Here is an 18,099-nt window from a genome sequence, read left to right as displayed (position 1 = left end):
GCTAGACATGGTTAGAAAAGCGCAAATCCACGCTATGCCAACCAGCCTTTTTTTCTCATCTCCAAAAAAAGGATATCATCAAGAGATTGACCTGAGCTTACTCGTACATAACCAATCCCTCGTTCGCTGCACTGTTTTTCAAGGGATAGACAATGTTCTCGCAATCGTTCCCTATAATGTTGAAGCACCTGCCGATTAACACTCACTTGAACGATGTCACTATCGTTTTCAACATCAATTAGCTTTACATCACCAGAGATTACTGGATTTAGTTCTCTTTCACTAAGAAGATGGACAAGCCGAAGCTGTTGATGTGATTGCACAACTCTCAGTTGGTTTATCATTACATCCACTGGTTCAAGACAATCACTAACCAAAAAACTTAACATCGACTTTCGTTGTCGATACTGCGGCAACTTTTCAAAAAAATTGATATTGTTTGTTGGATCATATGTCTGAATTTGTTGAACCATTTCATTGGAAAATACGACCCCCTTTTTATGTAAGAAGGGAACATTATCAGGGGAAACAGGGATAATTGACACCCTGTCATCATTAGCTAGTCCTATGTGAGCAATAGCTGCAACTAAAGCTTTTGCAGCCTGCCATTTTTCTTTCTCTAATCCCATAGAAGAGGAACAGTCTAAATAAATCGTTAACGACAATTCCTGCTCATCTAAAAATCTCTTAATATAATGCCGATGTGTTCTAGCATATACGTTCCAGTCAATTTGCCGAACATCATCGCCAGGCTGATATGGTCTAAAATCTGAAAAATCTAATGAGCTCCCAAACATTTTTGAGCGACGGCTCCCCTTCTGGATGCCTCGTTTCATCTGTGATGTTTGCCATTGGTAACGTCCTAATCTTATTCGTAAATCTGATGATAGTAGCATTGTCATACAGTCTCGGCAACAGATACTGCTTCAATCGCTGCTTCAATCAGCTTATCCGTTGAGATACCCATTGCTTCCCCTTCGAAGTTTAAGAATAAGCGATGACGTAGTACTGGTAATGCTGCTTGCTTAAGGTCACCAATGGAAACGTGATAGCGACCCTTCATTAACGCACGCACCTTCGCTATTTTAATTAGGCTTTGTAAACCACGTGGGCCCGATCCAAAACGCACATAAGAACGAATAGGATCTGGTGCTAGTTCATTGTCGGCGTGAGTCGCCATTACTAGATTAATAGCGAAGTCTAGAATATCCTCAGCCACAAGAATTTTTTTCGCTAAGCTTTGAATTGCAATGACATCAGAACTATTCATAAGCGCCTTTATCTCCTGATGTTCATTTGTCACGGTTCGCTCAATGATCGTTTTTAATTCTCCTTTTGTAGGATAAGCGACATTAATTTTACATAAAAAACGATCCATTTGAGCCTCTGGCAAAGGATAAGTCCCCTCTAGATCAACAGGATTTTGTGTTGCAAGCACAAAAAATGGTGCTGGCAAATCATGAGTTTCTCCTATGACTGTTACAGTCTGTTCCCCCATTGCTTCGAGTAGAGCACTTTGAGTTTTTGGTGTCGCTCTATTAATCTCATCTGCTAGGACAATATTTGAAAAAACAGGTCCCTGATGAAAGGTGAACTGCTGTTTTCCTTGATCATTTGGTTCAATCATCATTGTTCCAGTAATATCGGCGGGCATCAGATCCGGTGTAAATTGGATTCTTGAGAAACTTAAATCCATCGCCTCTGAAATGGTACGAATCATCATTGTTTTCCCTACACCTGGAAGCCCTTCTAATAAGGCATGACCGCCTGCAAACATCGACCATATGATTTGATTAATGACGTCCTCCTGTCCGACAATAAAGGTCTGAATAGCTCGTTTTGTTACTTGTAGCTGTTCACGCGCTTGTTGAAATTGTGATTCTTCCACGTCTTTCACTCCTGTTCAGTATTAAGTTGACTAAAGTAATCACGGACAACCCCTTCTAAATGGCGCGGGAGCTGCATGCGATTCATACTATCTCGATAGCTTGCTTCGTAGTGACCAATAACTTCTTGAAATGGTCTTGTAGAACCTCTTAAGACAGGAGCTGAATCTGATTGTTGCTTCTCACCGCTACCGGAACCGAGCTCTCCTTGATCTATTTCTAATTTCGTTTCTGATTGTAGTCTATCAGGTACTGTGACTAATTCTCGTGACCCTTGGCCTGTTCCTGCACCTTGACCACCTGCACCAGATCCTTGTCCGCCATTTCCTGTGCCACTGCCACTCCCTTGTCCTTGTCCTGATCCACTACCATTTTCTCCGGAACCTTGATTAGCGCCTTCTCCACCTTCATTACCTGTACCAGAACCTTGTTGATCGGAGGGGGTCCCATTAGAAGGTGATGAAGGTTGCATTTGTGGTCTTGAAAAAGATAGTGATGGGTTTGCCTGAAGCCCAGCGTTAGACATACTAGAATTCAATGACATAGCTGATTGCTGCAATTGCTGCTGCAACTGAGTAAGTGATTCTAAATCAAGGCTAGCCTCCATTAACTCTGCGAGATATTCCTCTAACTGTTCTAAAAGTTTTGCAAGATCTTCTGCTGTTAATTCTTCAACTGATCCAAGCTCATTTCCAGTCAAGTCCGCTATAGCATCAAGAAGCGCTTGCTTCTGTTCCTCAGTAAGCTCAATCCCTTTCAATGCTTCTAACGTTTCCTGGAGGGCAGCTTCATTTAATTCCTTTAGCGCCTTTGCTAACTCATTCATGTCTGTATAATCAAACTTCTCTGTTAGTAATTGAAGCTGCTGTTCTTTCAATTCTAGTTCTAGCTTCATTTCTTCCAACAACGCCTCCGTTAGGAGAAGTTCTTTTAACGCTTCCTCTGCAGTTTCTACTTCTTTTAGCTGTTCTTGTAACTGCTCGAGCTTTTCTTTTAACTCCTCATTTTCATGTTCGTTCGCTTTTTCTTCCAGCTCTGCCAATTCTTCTTTTAACTCTTCGATTAACTCCTTATTTGTTTGTAGACTTTCTGCAGCTACCATTGGCTCACTTGGATACAAAAATGAGAGAACGGCTCCGCAAAAAAGAAGAGCTGCGATACTTAACTCTTTCCAATGAAAGAGATACTTCTGCTTCAGAAAAATTTGTTGTTTCGTTTTCTTCATTAATGCTATAGTCTCAATTCTTTGTAATTTCGCTAAATAGCTTGAATCAGTCAAAAACGAAAACGCCGTAACAACACGGTTCTCCTTTACTTCGCCATCAAATATGAGAGTGGCAGACTTCGTTGTCGGCCTTTTTTGATACCAATAAGCGAATACCGCAGCGAATGCCACAACCGAAACGATCACTAGCCAGAAGTGTATACGGGTAATTATCACCCAACGAGCAAGCATTGTTACCGTAAAAACAGATGAAGCAATATAGAAAAGAGCGTATTGAAAAAAACGAAAAAAATGGTATTTCATTAGATTTCTCTTCACTTCACTGACTAACTTTAGAAATTGACCCTTCTCGTCCACTGCTACTCACCCCTCGTCTATTAAGCTTCAATCAACATTATCCAAATTAAACATTAATCCACTTTTGGATATGCTTTTGAGCGCATTCTCGGACGTAGTTTCCGAATTGCTAATGCCAACGAAAGAACGATCACCGTACCGTAAACACTAAAAAAGATGATCCATGGTGAAAAAGAAAAGCCTGATAATTCCTGAAAATGAGCGATTGCTGATTCTTCAAATAAAGTAAAAAACATTATTGGGATATTTACTGATGCTAAGATAAATGGCCAAATGTAATCCTGTCCTTGACTTTGGAATGAATAACTAAAGTTAGTTACCATTAACGTTATCACTGCTAAGCCACCTGTCAAAAAAAATGCAATACTATAGGTTGTAACCATAGAAATAATGGTTCTTTGAATTAGTGTTGAAGCTAAAATGCCGATACTTCCAATCACGAGCATTGTAAACGCATATAGACTAAAGCTTGCTAGTACACTCGAAGGAGAAATTCCTCCATACAAGAAAATAATCATATATAACGGCGCTGATCCAAAGACGATTAATAGCAAAAATGCTAGTGATGATATTAGTTTACTAAAAATGATTGAACTAGATGATTGTGCAGTCGTTAATAAGATTGGTAGCGTTTGACGCTCCCTTTCACTGCTAATAATTCCTCCTGTTAATCCCGGCGTGATAAAGATGACAAGGGCTAGCTGAAGCATACTTATTAATAAAAACATCGCCCTACTTTCTTCAGGACGGAACGTACCCATGGAATCAAAGTTTAATGTTAGACCTATAAAGCCTAGCGATATAATACCTAGTATTAATATATATGAAGCAATGCCAATAAAACTTTTCATAGAACGAAAGCGAAGTCTAATCTCTTTATTTAAGACGGGATTTAAAAGCAACGATTTCACGCTTATTCAACTCCTTTCGTTATTTCCATAAAGACATCCTCAAGATTTTTCTCGATAGGTTTAAAGCTTAATAGTGGGATATCTGCTAGTACAGCCTTTTTAATTAACATTTGCTGGCTATCATCAGAACCGCGGTAACCAAACTGTATCGTTCCATTTTCTAGAACATGAATATTTATGACGTCCGGATCATCTTCAAAGAAACGAACTGTTCGTTCCACATCGCTACTAACGGTCATCGTAATCACCTTTTGTTGTTGAAGTTCCATTTGTATTTGCGAAACAGAACCTGTTGCCATAAGCTTACCGTTATCAATGACACCAATTTCATCACACATTTCTGATAGCTCCGGTAAAATGTGAGAGGAGATAATAATTGTTTTTCCCATCGTCTTAAGTTCTTTTAAAATCTCTCTCATTTCTACACGGGCTCTTGGATCAAGCCCTGATGCAGGCTCATCAAGTATCAATACTTTTGGATCATGTATTAACGAACGAGCAAGACATAATCGTTGTTTCATCCCTCTCGAGAGCAAATCAACATACGAATCTCGCTTATGACTAAGATTTACAAGTTCAAGAAGTTGTGGAATTACTTCAGCACGTTCATAAGCAGTTAACCCATAACTCGCACCATAAAAATTTAAATATTCCTCAGCTTTAAACTGATCGTACACGCCAAAGAAATCAGGCATATAGCCAATGAACCGCCTTACCTTTGCCGATTCTTTTGTAACATCAAGTCCATTAATATATGCAGTGCCATAAGTAGGGGACATCAGTGTTGCTAATATTTGAAATGTCGTAGACTTGCCTGCACCATTTTGACCAACAAATCCATAAACTGTTCCTTCAGCAATAGATAGATTTAAGTCATCTAGCGCTGTAAATGATCCATATTTTTTTGTTAGATTTACCGTCTCGATCATTTATTAAGCTCCCCTTTCAATGACACTTCTGGTACTTGGAGTTGATCAGGCATGTCATTCTTTTCGACCTGGATCATGATATTACCGTATTCGCCTATATAGTTTTCTGGATTATTAAATGTATTTGTATCATTTAACGACTCATACGTTTCATCTTTATGGTTAAAAATCTCAAAGTCTAAAATCTCTTGATTTCGAAGTTTAATATTCAACTCAGTGAACTTGGTTTTTTCGTCCATCATTTCTTCAGGAACTGTGTAGCTAAATTCGAAAACCCCTGCAGAGGCATACACAGTACGCCCTCCCCTTTCAAGTTCCATTGCATCTAAATAGCCATTACCTTCAACCATATATACATATGGTTGAAGGTCATCTGTGTTTAGTGCAAAAGGTCCACCAAACGCATCCTTTATGTCGAGAGATTGAACAATAATATTTAATCGATCAACAAGTGAGTCCTTTTTCTCGAGAGATGCTTGTAATAATTCATCTTTCGTCAGACCAACAAGCGCTGGCTTTCCTCTAGAAAACATATTTAGGTCATGTAGAGAATAAAGTAAATCTTCTCGGCGACGCTCTGTTATATCTTTTGATTGACTATGGCTGTTTCGCCATGATGGTGTAGTAAGAATAGAGCCTTTTAATTCAAAAGCGACATCAATTGTTTCTCCTGGGCCAATTGAACCGAGAGAAATTTCTTGCCGTCCTGACAACAGTAACATCTCATCGAAGCTAAGCTCTGTTTTATTCGTTAACGTTCCTGTTACTTGTTTTTCAACTACCTTAATATCCAATTCGAAGTTTCCAATATTTAGCTCCGTAATTGGACCAGATACGTTGCGAATTGACCAATATTCAACATCTTTAAATAAGATATCAATTTGATCTCCTTGATTACGTATCCCTGCATTTCCTTCATAACCGTCCCTAGAGTGATTATTACTAGTCGGAAATGGAGCAAAATTTCCTGTCGCTACATTAATCGTATAATTACCACTTCGATTGCTCAATAACGCAATACTACCAAACCCTTGGCCAAATCCTTGCTCATCTAATTGTAAGATTGTCACTTCATTGATTTGTGATTGAGCAATACGGTCTTTTCCACCGAGTACAAATACTCCTGCACAAATAAGCACTGAAATCGTCGGTAAAATCCACCAAGAATGCTCCCTCTTGTCAATTTTCCGAAGAATAAAATAGATCGTCGGAAAAATAAAGAGTACATATAAAATAAAAACAATGACTAGTGTAGAAAAGGGCAAGAAAGATGAAGGGAACAAACTTGTTGCGTTCCCAAGGCCCCATGATAATCGATCATAAATTGAGTCATAATAAATATTCGAATTTTGCATAGAAGGTTGCACTCGATCTGACCAATATGAGGCTGCTTTATCCCAAGCCGCAAAAGTTTGTGCACTAGGTGAAAACGCAAGTTGAATTACTTCCCCCCTACCATAAGCACGCGTTGTAATGACAGGAGTACCTTCTTTTGTTTTTTGCAGTACTTGAGCATTTTCTGCGAGTGTTCCAGTAATCAGTTCGACAGTCTCTGTCGGGTACTCACGTTCATCTTTCATGTTAAAAAACTCGGTCGATACATTCACTGTTTTAAGATCTTTTCCCATTGGTAAAAGAGTTGATAGTTGACCAAGCTTCTGTGAGATACCAAGATCTCCTCCAACAATAAGCACACCACCATTTGATAGCCACGACTTCAGCGCATCTTGTTGATCATTAGATAAATCCGTCAGTGCAACTTGATCAATGACGATAAACTCAAACATACTCAACCCAATTGGTTCAGTAGGAACTTTAGCAGCGTCTATTTGAATAGGAATATATGAGTTCCCATATTGTTGCCTTTTAACTGTTTTTAAAAAATTAAAAACATCTACTTGGTTAGTAAACAAGCCAACCAATACATCCTCCTCGTTATACATACGAGGTGTTAACTTAGTCGTTCCACCTAACTTTACTTCCTTGCCGTCCTGCCAGCCCCCTTCATAAAATCGAATGTTTTGAGGGCTATTATTCGGGCTTCCATAGTATTGCATATCACTATGCCCAGGTAAACTAAGCCTAATCGTTTTTTCACTGTTTGCTGCTATATCCACAGGAGTAATAATATTACCGAGGTTTGAATTCCAACCTGGTGAAACAGAAATGACCAATTCTCCGGAAATATCAGCTCCATTATTTATTAGTGTAATTTCAATTGGAAATCCTTGATGGCGCTTAATTTTATTATCAAACCCAATCTCTGTTGATACGGTAAGGCGTTCCTTTGCATCCGCAAATGATGGCTGTAAAGGAAAAATAAATGTAAAACAAATTGTAAACAAGAATAATAGTTTCATTGCTTTATGTACCATACTCTACCCTGCTCTCTTTAATTTTGTAAGTTACCGATATGTACTAACGCGGCGTTGCTCAATGTTTTTTACCTGTCATTGATCATAGATTCTGCCATATAAATATGAACTAAAACATCCATTAAAATGTAGTAGTTTAAATCTACCATATTTTACAATATTATGTGAGTATTTTTTTCTGTATTTTCCAATGTTATCTATAAAAATAGGTTTACTATAATAGACGAATTTGAAATTGAATATGTTTCAGTATATGGCTGACTTTTTATTTTCATCGGAAACTTTTTTCATAGAAAAGCACATGGCGGTGAAAACCATGCCATCATTACTTAAAATGAAAAGTGGCTGGATCCCCTTTCTCTTCGCTGTAAAAACTCTAAGGAATTTTAGAGGCTTGTTCAAGGGAATCCGGCGACATCTTCTAGAAGTTGCAAATCATTATCAATTGGTCAATATTCACTTTATGCTCACAATGTTTTTCCATAAAAAAAGAGAGGATAGCTACTATCCTCCCTTACCACTACTTATATCTTAAACTTTTGAATTTCATTATTTTTTAATCATTCGGATACTCTAGACAATCCATCTCCACTACGTGATATGTCTTTCATATAATAAAAATACACCTAAGAGACTCCAACATGATGTCCCTTAGGTGCGTTTCTATAAACGATTTTTATTACAATTAATGAAAATCTAATCGTAGATATTATTAACTACTCTACTGTAACGCTCTTCGCTAAATTCCTTGGCTTATCTACGTCACAACCTCTATGAAGAGAAGCGTAATAAGCGATTAATTGTAATGGAATTACTGCTGCAAGTGGCGTTAAATACTCGTGAACTTTCGGTATAACTAATTGATCAGTCTCAGCATTTAAGCCTTCTAAACTAATGATACAAGGATTGGCGCCACGGGCTGCCACTTCCTTGACATTACCACGAATGCTTAAGTTTACATGTTCTTGAGTTGCTAGAGCAATGACTGGAGTTCCTTCTTCAATTAAAGCAATTGTACCATGCTTTAACTCACCACCAGCAAAACCTTCTGCTTGGATATATGAAATTTCCTTTAACTTCAAAGCACCTTCTAGACCGACATAATAGTCAGAAGCACGACCAATGAAGAAACAATTACGAGTGACACTTAAATAGTCACGAGCGATTTTCTCTAACGTTTCTTTCTGATCACATAATGCCTCCATGACTGTAGCAACAATGCTAAGCTCCTTAATTGGGTCGAAATCTAGTTTTAATTCTTGAGCTTTTGCCGTATCCACAGCAAGCAATGATATTACTGCCATTTGCGCAGTGTAAGCTTTTGTTGAAGCTACAGCAATTTCAGGACCAGCAAATGTGTGAAGAGTAAAGTCTGCTTCACGTGATAACGTTGATCCTGGTACATTTGTGATTGTTAAAGCTGGGTATCCTAACTTTTTCACATTAACTAAAACACCGCGGCTATCTGCTGTTTCACCGCTTTGTGAAATAAATATAAAGAGTGGATTTTCCGAAACTAAAGGCATATTGTAAAGGAATTCACTTGCAATATGCGTTTCAACTGGTTTTTTTGCAATCGTTTCGATAAGCTGCTTACCAACAAGACCAGCATTGTAACTAGTTCCAGCAGCAATAATATAAACACGGTCTGCTGCTTTCATAGCATTACGAATATTATCATCTAACGTTACGTTGCCATTTTCATCTTGGTACTTAGAGATAATGTTGCGAATGACTAAAGGCTGTTCATCAATTTCCTTTAGCATATAATGCTGATATGTCCCTTTTTCAATATCGCTTGCATCAAGTTCTGCTATAAAGGAATCTCTTGCAATGGTAACTCCTGCTAAGTTTTTAATTGTTACAGCATCACGAGTAACGATAACTATTTCTTTATCCATAAGTTCAACGAACTCATTTGTAATGTTCAGCAACGCCATCGCGTCACTAGCAATAACATTTACACCATCGCCAAGACCGACTAAGAGGGGACTTTTATTTTTTCCTACATAAATTTTTTCCGGATCTGTTTCATCTAATAATGCAATTGCGTAAGAACCTTTTAGCAACGAGAGTGTTTGGCTAAATGCCTTTTCAACAGTAATTCCTTCTCCTATAAAACGTTCTACTAGTTGGACGATAACTTCTGTATCTGTTTCGCTAACAAAGTTAACGTCTTGTAAATATTCTTTTTGAATTTCTTCATAGTTTTCAATAACACCATTATGAACAATCGTAAAGCGATGTGAAGTACTCTGGTGTGGATGAGCATTTTTTCTACTTGGTGCACCATGAGTAGCCCAACGCGTATGACCAATCCCTACTGTTCCAGTTTCATTTTGATCGACAACTTCACGTAACTGAGCAATACGACCTTTTTCTTTAAAAAGACGAACACCATCTTCGCTGACAATGGCGATTCCAGCTGAATCATAACCTCTATATTCAAGTTTTTCTAAGCCTTTTAATAATATTTCTTTAGCATCCTGATTTCCTACATATCCAACGATTCCGCACATAATTAATTATTCCTCCCTATTTTGGGGGCAAGCAACGCTAATAAGCATACACAACTCACTTCTTGTGTAGTGGCTTCTTGGGGCATTCTTGCCCCACTCTTTACGTATATTCTTCGCAGAACACCAGTACTTTAGTCTTTGTTCAAAAAGTCACCTTCTTGTTTTTTCACTAAAGCTTGCGGCTGTGGTGTCGCAACCGAGAGGCATCCGCCGATTACTTCGATAAACCTCTTCCTCGTCAACTATTCCTTTTTCCCGTTCGAATAGTTCAGGCGCTTTTAAATATTTGTTGTTCGATCCTCCTCGCTTTTTTAAAATCAAGACTAATCATACTACATACTTACAAAATACGTCAATTGCTGTTTTAATCCATAGCATTAAAATTGCTAACAAATGCTATAATACAAAAATATGCACGGAGCACTCATTTCGTGCTACCGTGCATATAAAGAATTGTAAAGACTACCTGCTAATTGCGACCAGTAAACGGTCTGGCAATAAAAAAAGTAACCTATTCACTTTTTTTATTTTGCAGGTTATTCAGTACCAAGTTCCTTCTTAACTACATCAACGATTTCTTGCACATATTGATCACAAAGCTCTTGGGTAGGTGCTTCTGCCATAACTCGAACAAGCGGCTCTGTTCCAGACGGTCGAACAAGGATACGTCCTTCTCCACCCATAGCTTCTTCTACACGACGAATTTTTTCATTGATGACTTCATTTGTAAGCAATGCTTGCTTATCTTCAACGCGAATATTTACCAGCTTTTGTGGAAAAATTGTCATTTCTGCAGCGAGCTCAGATAGCGGCTTTTTAGTTACCTTCATGATATTTACTAATTGCAGCGCTGATAACATCCCATCGCCGGTTGTATTGAAATCTAAGAAGATAATATGGCCAGATTGCTCTCCACCTAAGTTGTAGCCACCTTTTCTCATTTCTTCTACAACGTAACGATCACCTACAGCTGTTTGTCTTGCATCAACCCCAGCTTCCTCAATCGCTTTATAAAAACCTAAATTACTCATAACTGTTGTGACAACTGTTTGATGTTTAAGTCTGCCTTGTTCTTTAAAATACTTTGCACAAATAAACATTATTTGATCACCATCTACAACGGTACCCTTTTCATCAATGGCGATTAATCGATCTGCATCACCATCAAATGCTAAGCCGATATCAGCTTTTCGATCAAGAACAAACTGAGCTAATTTTTCAGGATGAGTTGACCCGAAGCCGTCATTGATATTCACTCCATTTGGGCTTGTTCCAATTGTTGATATATCCGCTTCTAAATCTGCAAATAAATGCGGCGCTAATGATGAAGCAGCTCCATGTGCACAGTCTAGGGCAATATGAATTCCAGAGAAATCCTCTTCAACTGTATGTTTTAGAAATTGTAAATACTTTTGACCACCCTCAAAGTAATCATTCAACTGGCCAACATTACCGCCTACTGGACGAGGTAAATCATCCTCTGCTTTATCCAACAGCTTTTCAACTTCTTCTTCTTGATGATCTAATAGCTTAAAACCATCTGGACCAAAAAACTTAATTCCATTGTCTTCAACAGGATTATGTGAAGCAGAGATCATCACTCCTGCATGAGCACTCAAAGCTTTGGTTAAATAAGCAACTCCCGGTGTAGAAATAACTCCCAAACGCATAACTTCCGCACCTATTGATAAAAGGCCAGCTACTAAAGCCCCTTCTAACATATGACCAGAAATACGAGTATCACGTCCAATTAATACTTTAGGTCGTTCTGTATTTTTTGTTAAGACGTATCCACCGAACCTCCCTAGCTTAAATGCTAACTCGGGTGTCAGTTCAGTATTAGCAACACCTCTGACTCCGTCAGTTCCAAAATATTTACCCATTCTTTATCTCTCCTTAATTGACAACAATTATTAATTAATTTTGATCGTTAACTTCGGTACTATTATCATCTACACTCAATACTTCACTGATAATGATCTTAATATCATTAAACGGTTTAATGTACCTTATATTTAAAGGGCCAGTAACTTGTATGGGCACTTCGTGTTCACCAACAGGTAACTGATTGACATCAATGTACACTGTTATATCCTCTTTACGTATGCGTTGAATAGTTGTAGGAGAACCTTTCACGGTCAACGTTATGATCTCTTGCTCATCTATAACAAAGGCAACATCGGTTTGCTCCGCTTGATTAATGACTCCTATAGGAATATCACTTATCTCAATGACCTCTTCAATGTCTACTTCAATAACTACCTTGATCACCTGTGGGCTAACTTGTTCAACACCGGGTGGCAAGGGAACCTCAAGTTCTAAAGTAGTATTCTCAGTTATGGTCGATAAATCTACTTCGAAACCATCTATTATATCAATTTGATTAATAACAGCTCTCGGCCCATAAATAGTTACATCTTTTGGCTCAGCATAGATTGTTTTTATACTTAGTCCATCTGGTAACTCACCAATCCGGTTAATCTTTACAGGAACATCTTTATTTGGGCTAGTTATTGGTATTTTCACATCAACAACTGTTGGATTTACATCAATATGAAGTTCATTTCCATGCTGATCATAAACTTTAACCGGAACACTTTTCTCAAAGGTTTCAGTAAAACCTTGAACATCAACAAACCCTTTTGCAAACCCTACTTGTTGAATAACACTTTCTGCAGCCGTAATCTCTACATTGACTGGATTTACAATTGGTGTACCAAGCGTATAGCCATCACCTATACTTGCTTTATTAAGTAACTCGATATCCACAGGTACAGAGATTGTTCTTTTTTCTTCAATTGAAACCCGAACGGATTCCGGAACAATATTGACAGTTAATTCATTTGGAAAATTACGATATTGAACATTCACTTCATGTGTACCGGCCTCTAAATTACGTAAGTCAATAAAGACATCATAGGAGGTTCCAGCAATTTGAAAAAATGTAAGTACGTTTTGTGGACCCCTTAAATTAATTTGAACGTGTTCAACCACTTGGGTGACAGCATATTCCTCTTCGTTATAATAAACGTTTAACGGGACTTCATCTAGCGTATATGAACCATTTGTAATGATGGGTAAAGCACCTGGCTGATTGTTGGCATTATCAAAATTAACAATTGCAAATAGCATAACTGCAATAAAAAAAGAAATTGCCTTCACAAACCACGGGTTATTATACAATTTATCCATTTTTCTTTCCTCCCCACTGCCAAAGAGAAGTAGAGTTGGTTTTCAAGTTCGTTACAAGCTCTTGTTTCAATAACTCTCTTAACGCTTCCTCATCTAAATTGCGGTGCAATTCTCCATTTTTAGTGAGAGATATGTTTCCGGTTTCTTCTGAAACGGCTAACGTAATACTGTCGGTTACTTCACTTATACCTAAGGCAGCTCGATGTCTTGTACCTAATTCTTTTGAAATGAAAGGATCTTCAGATAAAGGTAAGTAGCATCCCGCCGCCATAATTTGATGATTTTTAATGATTACTGCCCCATCATGTAATGGAGTATTTGGAATAAAAATATTAATAAGTAATTCGGATGTTAATTTTCCGTTTACCGCTATTCCTGTTTCGATGTAATCGTTCATTCCTGTTTCTCGTTCAATCGAAATTAACGCTCCGATACGACGTTTCCCCATGTAAATAGATGCTTTTACAATTTCATCTATGATCTTTTCCATTTCTAAATCATCTATCGCACTGGATCTTGATATAAACTTTCCTCGCCCTAGTTGTTCTAATGCTCTGCGAAGTTCTGGTTGGAAGATAATAATTATCGCCAATAAACCATATAAAACAACTTGAGACATAATCCATCTCAGTGTATGTAATCCTAGTTGACCGCTTAAAAACCACACAGCCAAAACAATCGTAATTCCTTTTAATAGCTGTACGGCTCTCGTACCGCGAATAATCATAATAATTTTATATATAACAAATGTAACTAACAGTATATCTATAGCAATTCTTAAGATATTAAGAAATTGAATATCTTCAGGCAGCATCATTTTTCCTCCAAACAAAAATCCCTTATTATGAGGTTTATAACTTTTTAATTATAACATACCATTGCTAGCATATCAGCAAGCTCTACTATAAAAAGTGTTTCTCCTTTTAGCAACAAGCCCATTATTAGTATATCCTTAGGCGTTCTACTTACTTTCTTTACTTAACATGACTGTCTTATCAAGTATAAAAAAGTGCCTACCTCCTAATTTATGGAAGTGACACTTCAATCTAACTATTTGTTTTTTTCAGTTTCATCAAAGACATTCACGACTTCAGAAATGAATGATTTAATGTTGAACCAAAGCCATTGCAACCCTTTATCAATTTCTTCAATATTACCTGCGACTTGCCCAGCAGAAGCCGTATATTTTTGACCATTAATTATAGTAATATTACCATTTACTTGTCCATCAACTTGAATGCTACCATTTTTAATTAACAGGTCACCTTCAACAACTTCTCCCTCAGGGACCACAACGACGTTTCTATCTTTATCGATGATTAAGTTAGCATCGCCAGAAACGGAAAGTTCTTTTCCACTATCCGCCCACATTGAAAACATACTAGTTGCCATAAAAATTACAAAAATTGATGCAGCAATAAGAATTGGATGTTTTTTCATCCAATGTTTCCAACTAACAGTAGATTTTTGTTGGGGTAGTTGACTCATGACAAGGCTAGTAAAGTTAGCTGGCGCCTCAATATGAGATGAGCTTTGAACGAAGGCGATTGTTTTCTTTAAGTCCTTCAAATGTGTTCGACACTCTTCACATGATCTTAAATGACTGTTTAACTGTTCTCGCTCGGTTTCATTAATTTCTTCATCTAAATACTTATGAATTAAGGAGAATATTTCTTTTTCACAGTCCATTAGTTCTCCCCCCTTATACATTACTTAATCGTTTCCTTAGCGCTTCCCTACCTCTATGAATTCTAGTTTTCACAGTTGCAATCGGCAGATCTAGTACTTCACTTATCTCTTTCAGTGATAAGTCCTCAATATACTTCAAAATAATAGCTGAGCGGTATTTTGTTGGCAACTTTAATATTTCCTCTTGGATCCAATCTTGCAATTCGTGTGTTACAACCAAATCTTCAGGGAGTTCATCGGCTGCTGCTAACTGGGAAGATAAAGTTAATCCTTCCGTTCCACTTATTTCTTGATCTAAATAAAAATCCGGTTTCTTTCTTCTAAGGCGGTCTATCGATAGGTTAGTAACAATACGAAATAACCAAGTAGAAAACTTACGATCCATATCGTATGTTTCAATGTTCATATACGCTCTTAGAAATGCCTCTTGAGCAATGTCTTGTGCTTCGTGAACATTCCCAACCATCCGATAGGAAATTTGATATACCTTGTCTTTGTAGAGCTCAACTAATTCTGCAAAAGCCTGCTGGTCACCTTTTTTTACATTAATGATGATGCGCTTTACTAATGTGTCCATACCCTTTTTATACCTCCGCTTCTATGCGGTTACTCTATTTACGAACAACACTGAAATAAGTTTCAAATAAATTTAATTTTATCATGTTAAAAATAAAATTCCACAAATTTCAAAAATACGTTTAAAATTTTTTTATCTAGGGAATAGATTAGCACACAAAGAGGAGGGATTATCATGCAGAAATACTGTGAATCAGATGTTACGCTAGAAGATATTGAAGAGGCTCGTAATCGTATGATCAAACTAGCTTATGAAAACCCCCTAAGTTCTCAAGTGGTAGTTGATGCTAGTACTAAATTGGACAGGCTTTTAAATGTATTCTATATAAATCAGGAAAGACAATAAAAACCCTAGATGCTCTAGGGTTTTTTCTTTCAAATATGTATGGTGGAGCCTAGCGGGATCGAACCGCTGACCTCCTGCGTGCAAGGCAGGCGCTCTCCCAGCTGAGCTAAGGCCCCATAATTAGGGAATATCTTGACAAATAACTTGAATTAAGTGGTACTATTCGAGATTTTGCTCCTGCGCCACTTCGTTTGCTCGTCGCACTACCGACTAACTTAATTTTTATTGCACTATAATAGTGTGCTCCTACGGTCCGTAGGTCCTCGTCGCATTGCTGCGAGGATGCTTATTCGAGGTAGATGCAATGGAGCGGGTGATGAGAATCGAACTCACGACATCAGCTTGGAAGGCTGAGGTTTTACCATTAAACTACACCCGCATTAAATAAAAATCTTTACTTAGTAGTCTTGCTCCTGCGCCACTCCGTTTGCTCGTCACATTGCTGCGAGGATGCTTATTCGAGGTAGATGCAATGGAGCGGAAGACGAGATTCGAACTCGCGACCCCCACCTTGGCAAGGTGGTGTTCTACCACTGAACTACTTCCGCAATAAGATAAGTTATTTTGCTTTAAGCAAAATACTTTGGTGAGCCATGAAGGATTCGAACCTTCGACCCTCTGATTAAAAGTCAGATGCTCTACCAACTGAGCTAATGGCTCGAACATATATGGCTGGGCTATCTGGATTCGAACCAGAGAATGACGGAGTCAAAGTCCGTTGCCTTACCGCTTGGCTATAGCCCAATGCTCTAATGGTGGAGGGGGACGGATTCGAACCGCCGAACCCGGAAGGAGCGGATTTACAGTCCGCCGCGTTTAGCCACTTCGCTACCCCTCCACAACGATTTTAAAACAAGAGTGCCGGCCAGAGGACTTGAACCCCCAACCTACTGATTACAAGTCAGTTGCTCTACCAATTGAGCTAGGCCGGCATAAATAATATGGCTTTTAATTATGTTTACAACGCAAAAAATTCTCCAGCCAGAAAAAATTCATGGTGGAGGATGACGGGTTCGAACCGCCGACCCCCTGCTTGTAAGGCAGGTGCTCTCCCAGCTGAGCTAATCCTCCGAAGTATTGATGAAGCTTATTCTAAGAAGACCCTGTTTCTTCCTCTTCTAGTATCACTAAGATGTATATGCGTCGAAACAACTCGACGTTAATTCAAGGATGTTACGCTCGTCGCTGAGCTAATCCTCCAAATTTATTAAAGGTTATTGGTGACCCGTACGGGATTCGAACCCGTGTTACCGCCGTGAAAGGGCGGTGTCTTAACCGCTTGACCAACGGGCCATAGAATAAGATGATGGAGCTTCCAACCGGATTCGAACCGACGACCCCTTCCTTACCATGGAAGTGCTCTACCTACTGAGCTATGGAAGCATGGCTCCACAGGTAGGACTCGAACCTACGACCGATCGGTTAACAGCCGATTGCTCTACCACTGAGCTACTGTGGAATGTTAATATAATCCATTATCAACATAGATAGAACAGAAAAATTTGCTTGGCAACGTCCTACTCTCACAGGGGGAAACCCCCAACTACCATCGGCGCTGAAGAGCTTAACGATCGTGTTCGGCATGGGAACGAGTGTGACCTCTTCGCTATCGCCACCAAGCTTATCTTATACCATAGACAATTGATATGATAAAATACATTATCGTCTATGTCAATACTTTTTTAATTTATACTTTTTAAGTCTTAGAAGATTAATAAGGTATTGCCTAGCAACGTCCTACTCTCACAGGGGGAAACCCCCAACTACCATCGGCGCTGAAGAGCTTAACGATCGTGTTCGGCATGGGAACGAGTGTGACCTCTTCGCTATCGTCACTAGACAAACAACTGACCTCAATCACATCGTGAGATGCTTCTTGGAATTGTCTTCATGCAGTTTTGCGACGAGGATACGACGCAAGGAGTACCGCAGGAGCACAATAACCAGGTATTGAGCAGTTATCATATTAAGTCAAAGGAAATCATTCCTTCAAAACTAGATAACACACATTTAAGACTTGAGTAAGAATTCAAATTCTTATTTATAGGATAAGTCCTCGACCGATTAGTATCTCTCAGCTCCACACGTCGCCGT

The 18,099-nt window shown here is 38.5% G+C and carries 13 protein-coding genes, 11 tRNA genes and 2 rRNA genes; 1 reads left to right on the top strand and 25 read right to left on the bottom strand.

The features are described from left to right. Positions 1–32: 32 nt before the first annotated feature. From ACK4M9_RS18210 to sigW, 12 genes are all read right to left on the bottom strand, one after another. A complete protein-coding gene (locus ACK4M9_RS18210; protein WP_409853704.1) occupies positions 33–896 on the bottom strand; it encodes a DUF58 domain-containing protein in 864 nt (287 codons plus the stop codon). Positions 897–898: 2 nt separating this feature from the next. Then, positions 899–1,897 carry an AAA family ATPase gene (locus ACK4M9_RS18205; protein WP_409853701.1) on the bottom strand — a complete coding sequence of 333 codons (999 nt, stop codon included), beginning with the start codon at positions 1,895–1,897 and terminating at the stop codon, positions 899–901. Continuing rightward, a complete protein-coding gene (locus tag ACK4M9_RS18200; RefSeq protein ID WP_409853699.1) occupies positions 1,894–3,468 on the bottom strand; it encodes a hypothetical protein in 1,575 nt (524 codons plus the stop codon). The genes ACK4M9_RS18205 and ACK4M9_RS18200 overlap by 4 nt, the downstream gene beginning before the upstream one ends. A 53-nt stretch (positions 3,469–3,521) precedes the next feature. Next, a complete protein-coding gene (locus ACK4M9_RS18195) occupies positions 3,522–4,379 on the bottom strand; it encodes an ABC transporter permease (protein ID WP_409853696.1) in 858 nt (285 codons plus the stop codon). 2 nt (positions 4,380–4,381) lie between these two features. Next, positions 4,382–5,308 carry an ABC transporter ATP-binding protein gene (locus ACK4M9_RS18190; protein WP_409853694.1) on the bottom strand — a complete coding sequence of 309 codons (927 nt, stop codon included), beginning with the start codon at positions 5,306–5,308 and terminating at the stop codon, positions 4,382–4,384. Then, on the bottom strand, positions 5,305–7,683 hold the full coding sequence (locus tag ACK4M9_RS18185; protein ID WP_409853692.1) for a DUF7408 domain-containing protein: 2,379 nt from the start codon (positions 7,681–7,683) through the stop codon (positions 5,305–5,307). Before ACK4M9_RS18185 ends, ACK4M9_RS18190 begins: the two co-directional genes overlap by 4 nt. A gap of 716 nt (positions 7,684–8,399) precedes the next feature. After that, positions 8,400–10,202: a glutamine--fructose-6-phosphate transaminase (isomerizing) gene (glmS, locus tag ACK4M9_RS18180; RefSeq protein WP_409853689.1), complete on the bottom strand. Its 1,803-nt coding sequence runs from the start codon at positions 10,200–10,202 to the stop codon at positions 8,400–8,402. Positions 10,203–10,738: 536 nt separating this feature from the next. Beyond that, positions 10,739–12,085: a phosphoglucosamine mutase gene (gene glmM, locus ACK4M9_RS18175; protein WP_409853686.1), complete on the bottom strand. Its 1,347-nt coding sequence runs from the start codon at positions 12,083–12,085 to the stop codon at positions 10,739–10,741. 34 nt (positions 12,086–12,119) lie between these two features. Continuing rightward, positions 12,120–13,394 (bottom strand): CdaR family protein, encoded by a 1,275-nt coding sequence (locus ACK4M9_RS18170; protein WP_409853683.1) that lies wholly within the window; start codon positions 13,392–13,394, stop codon positions 12,120–12,122. Beyond that, positions 13,387–14,211, bottom strand: a complete 825-nt coding sequence (gene cdaA, locus ACK4M9_RS18165) for a diadenylate cyclase CdaA (RefSeq protein WP_409853681.1) — start codon at positions 14,209–14,211, stop codon at positions 13,387–13,389. Before cdaA ends, ACK4M9_RS18170 begins: the two co-directional genes overlap by 8 nt. 233 nt (positions 14,212–14,444) lie before the next feature. Next, positions 14,445–15,083 (bottom strand): anti-sigma factor family protein, encoded by a 639-nt coding sequence (locus ACK4M9_RS18160; RefSeq protein ID WP_409853678.1) that lies wholly within the window; start codon positions 15,081–15,083, stop codon positions 14,445–14,447. A gap of 13 nt (positions 15,084–15,096) precedes the next feature. Continuing rightward, positions 15,097–15,660: an RNA polymerase sigma factor SigW gene (sigW, locus tag ACK4M9_RS18155; RefSeq protein WP_409853675.1), complete on the bottom strand. Its 564-nt coding sequence runs from the start codon at positions 15,658–15,660 to the stop codon at positions 15,097–15,099. A 174-nt stretch (positions 15,661–15,834) separates the two neighbouring features. Here sigW and ACK4M9_RS18150 point away from each other — a divergent pair, with 174 nt between their 5' ends. Next, on the top strand, positions 15,835–16,005 hold the full coding sequence (locus tag ACK4M9_RS18150) for an aspartyl-phosphate phosphatase Spo0E family protein (RefSeq protein WP_409853672.1): 171 nt from the start codon (positions 15,835–15,837) through the stop codon (positions 16,003–16,005). 40 nt (positions 16,006–16,045) lie between these two features. On the opposite strand, the gene ACK4M9_RS18145 is transcribed toward ACK4M9_RS18150, so the two are convergent. From ACK4M9_RS18145 to rrf (ACK4M9_RS18085), 13 genes are all read right to left on the bottom strand, one after another. Continuing rightward, positions 16,046–16,121 (bottom strand) — tRNA-Ala (locus ACK4M9_RS18145). Between the two features lie 189 nt (positions 16,122–16,310). Further along, positions 16,311–16,384 (bottom strand) — tRNA-Gly (locus ACK4M9_RS18140). 94 nt (positions 16,385–16,478) lie between these two features. After that, a tRNA-Gly gene (locus ACK4M9_RS18135) sits at positions 16,479–16,553 on the bottom strand. Between the two features lie 36 nt (positions 16,554–16,589). Continuing rightward, positions 16,590–16,665 (bottom strand) — tRNA-Lys (locus ACK4M9_RS18130). 9 nt (positions 16,666–16,674) lie between these two features. Then, positions 16,675–16,749, bottom strand: a tRNA-Gln gene (locus tag ACK4M9_RS18125). 9 nt (positions 16,750–16,758) lie between these two features. Next, positions 16,759–16,843 (bottom strand) — tRNA-Tyr (locus ACK4M9_RS18120). A 21-nt stretch (positions 16,844–16,864) separates the two neighbouring features. After that, positions 16,865–16,937, bottom strand: a tRNA-Thr gene (locus ACK4M9_RS18115). Positions 16,938–17,000: 63 nt separating this feature from the next. After that, a tRNA-Val gene (locus ACK4M9_RS18110) sits at positions 17,001–17,076 on the bottom strand. 147 nt (positions 17,077–17,223) lie between these two features. After that, positions 17,224–17,298 (bottom strand) — tRNA-Glu (locus ACK4M9_RS18105). 14 nt (positions 17,299–17,312) lie between these two features. Next, positions 17,313–17,388, bottom strand: a tRNA-Thr gene (locus tag ACK4M9_RS18100). A gap of 1 nt (position 17,389) precedes the next feature. Further along, a tRNA-Asn gene (locus ACK4M9_RS18095) sits at positions 17,390–17,464 on the bottom strand. Positions 17,465–17,509: 45 nt separating this feature from the next. Continuing rightward, positions 17,510–17,625 (bottom strand): 5S ribosomal RNA (gene rrf, locus ACK4M9_RS18090). Positions 17,626–17,729: 104 nt separating this feature from the next. Beyond that, positions 17,730–17,845: ribosomal RNA gene (rrf, locus tag ACK4M9_RS18085) — 5S ribosomal RNA — on the bottom strand. Positions 17,846–18,099: the final 254 nt, after the last annotated feature.

The sequence above is a fragment of the Anaerobacillus sp. genome, assembly GCF_046314235.1.
Taxonomy (GTDB): domain Bacteria; phylum Bacillota; class Bacilli; order Bacillales; family Anaerobacillaceae; genus Anaerobacillus.
This window is presented reverse-complemented; position numbering and strand designations above follow the sequence as displayed.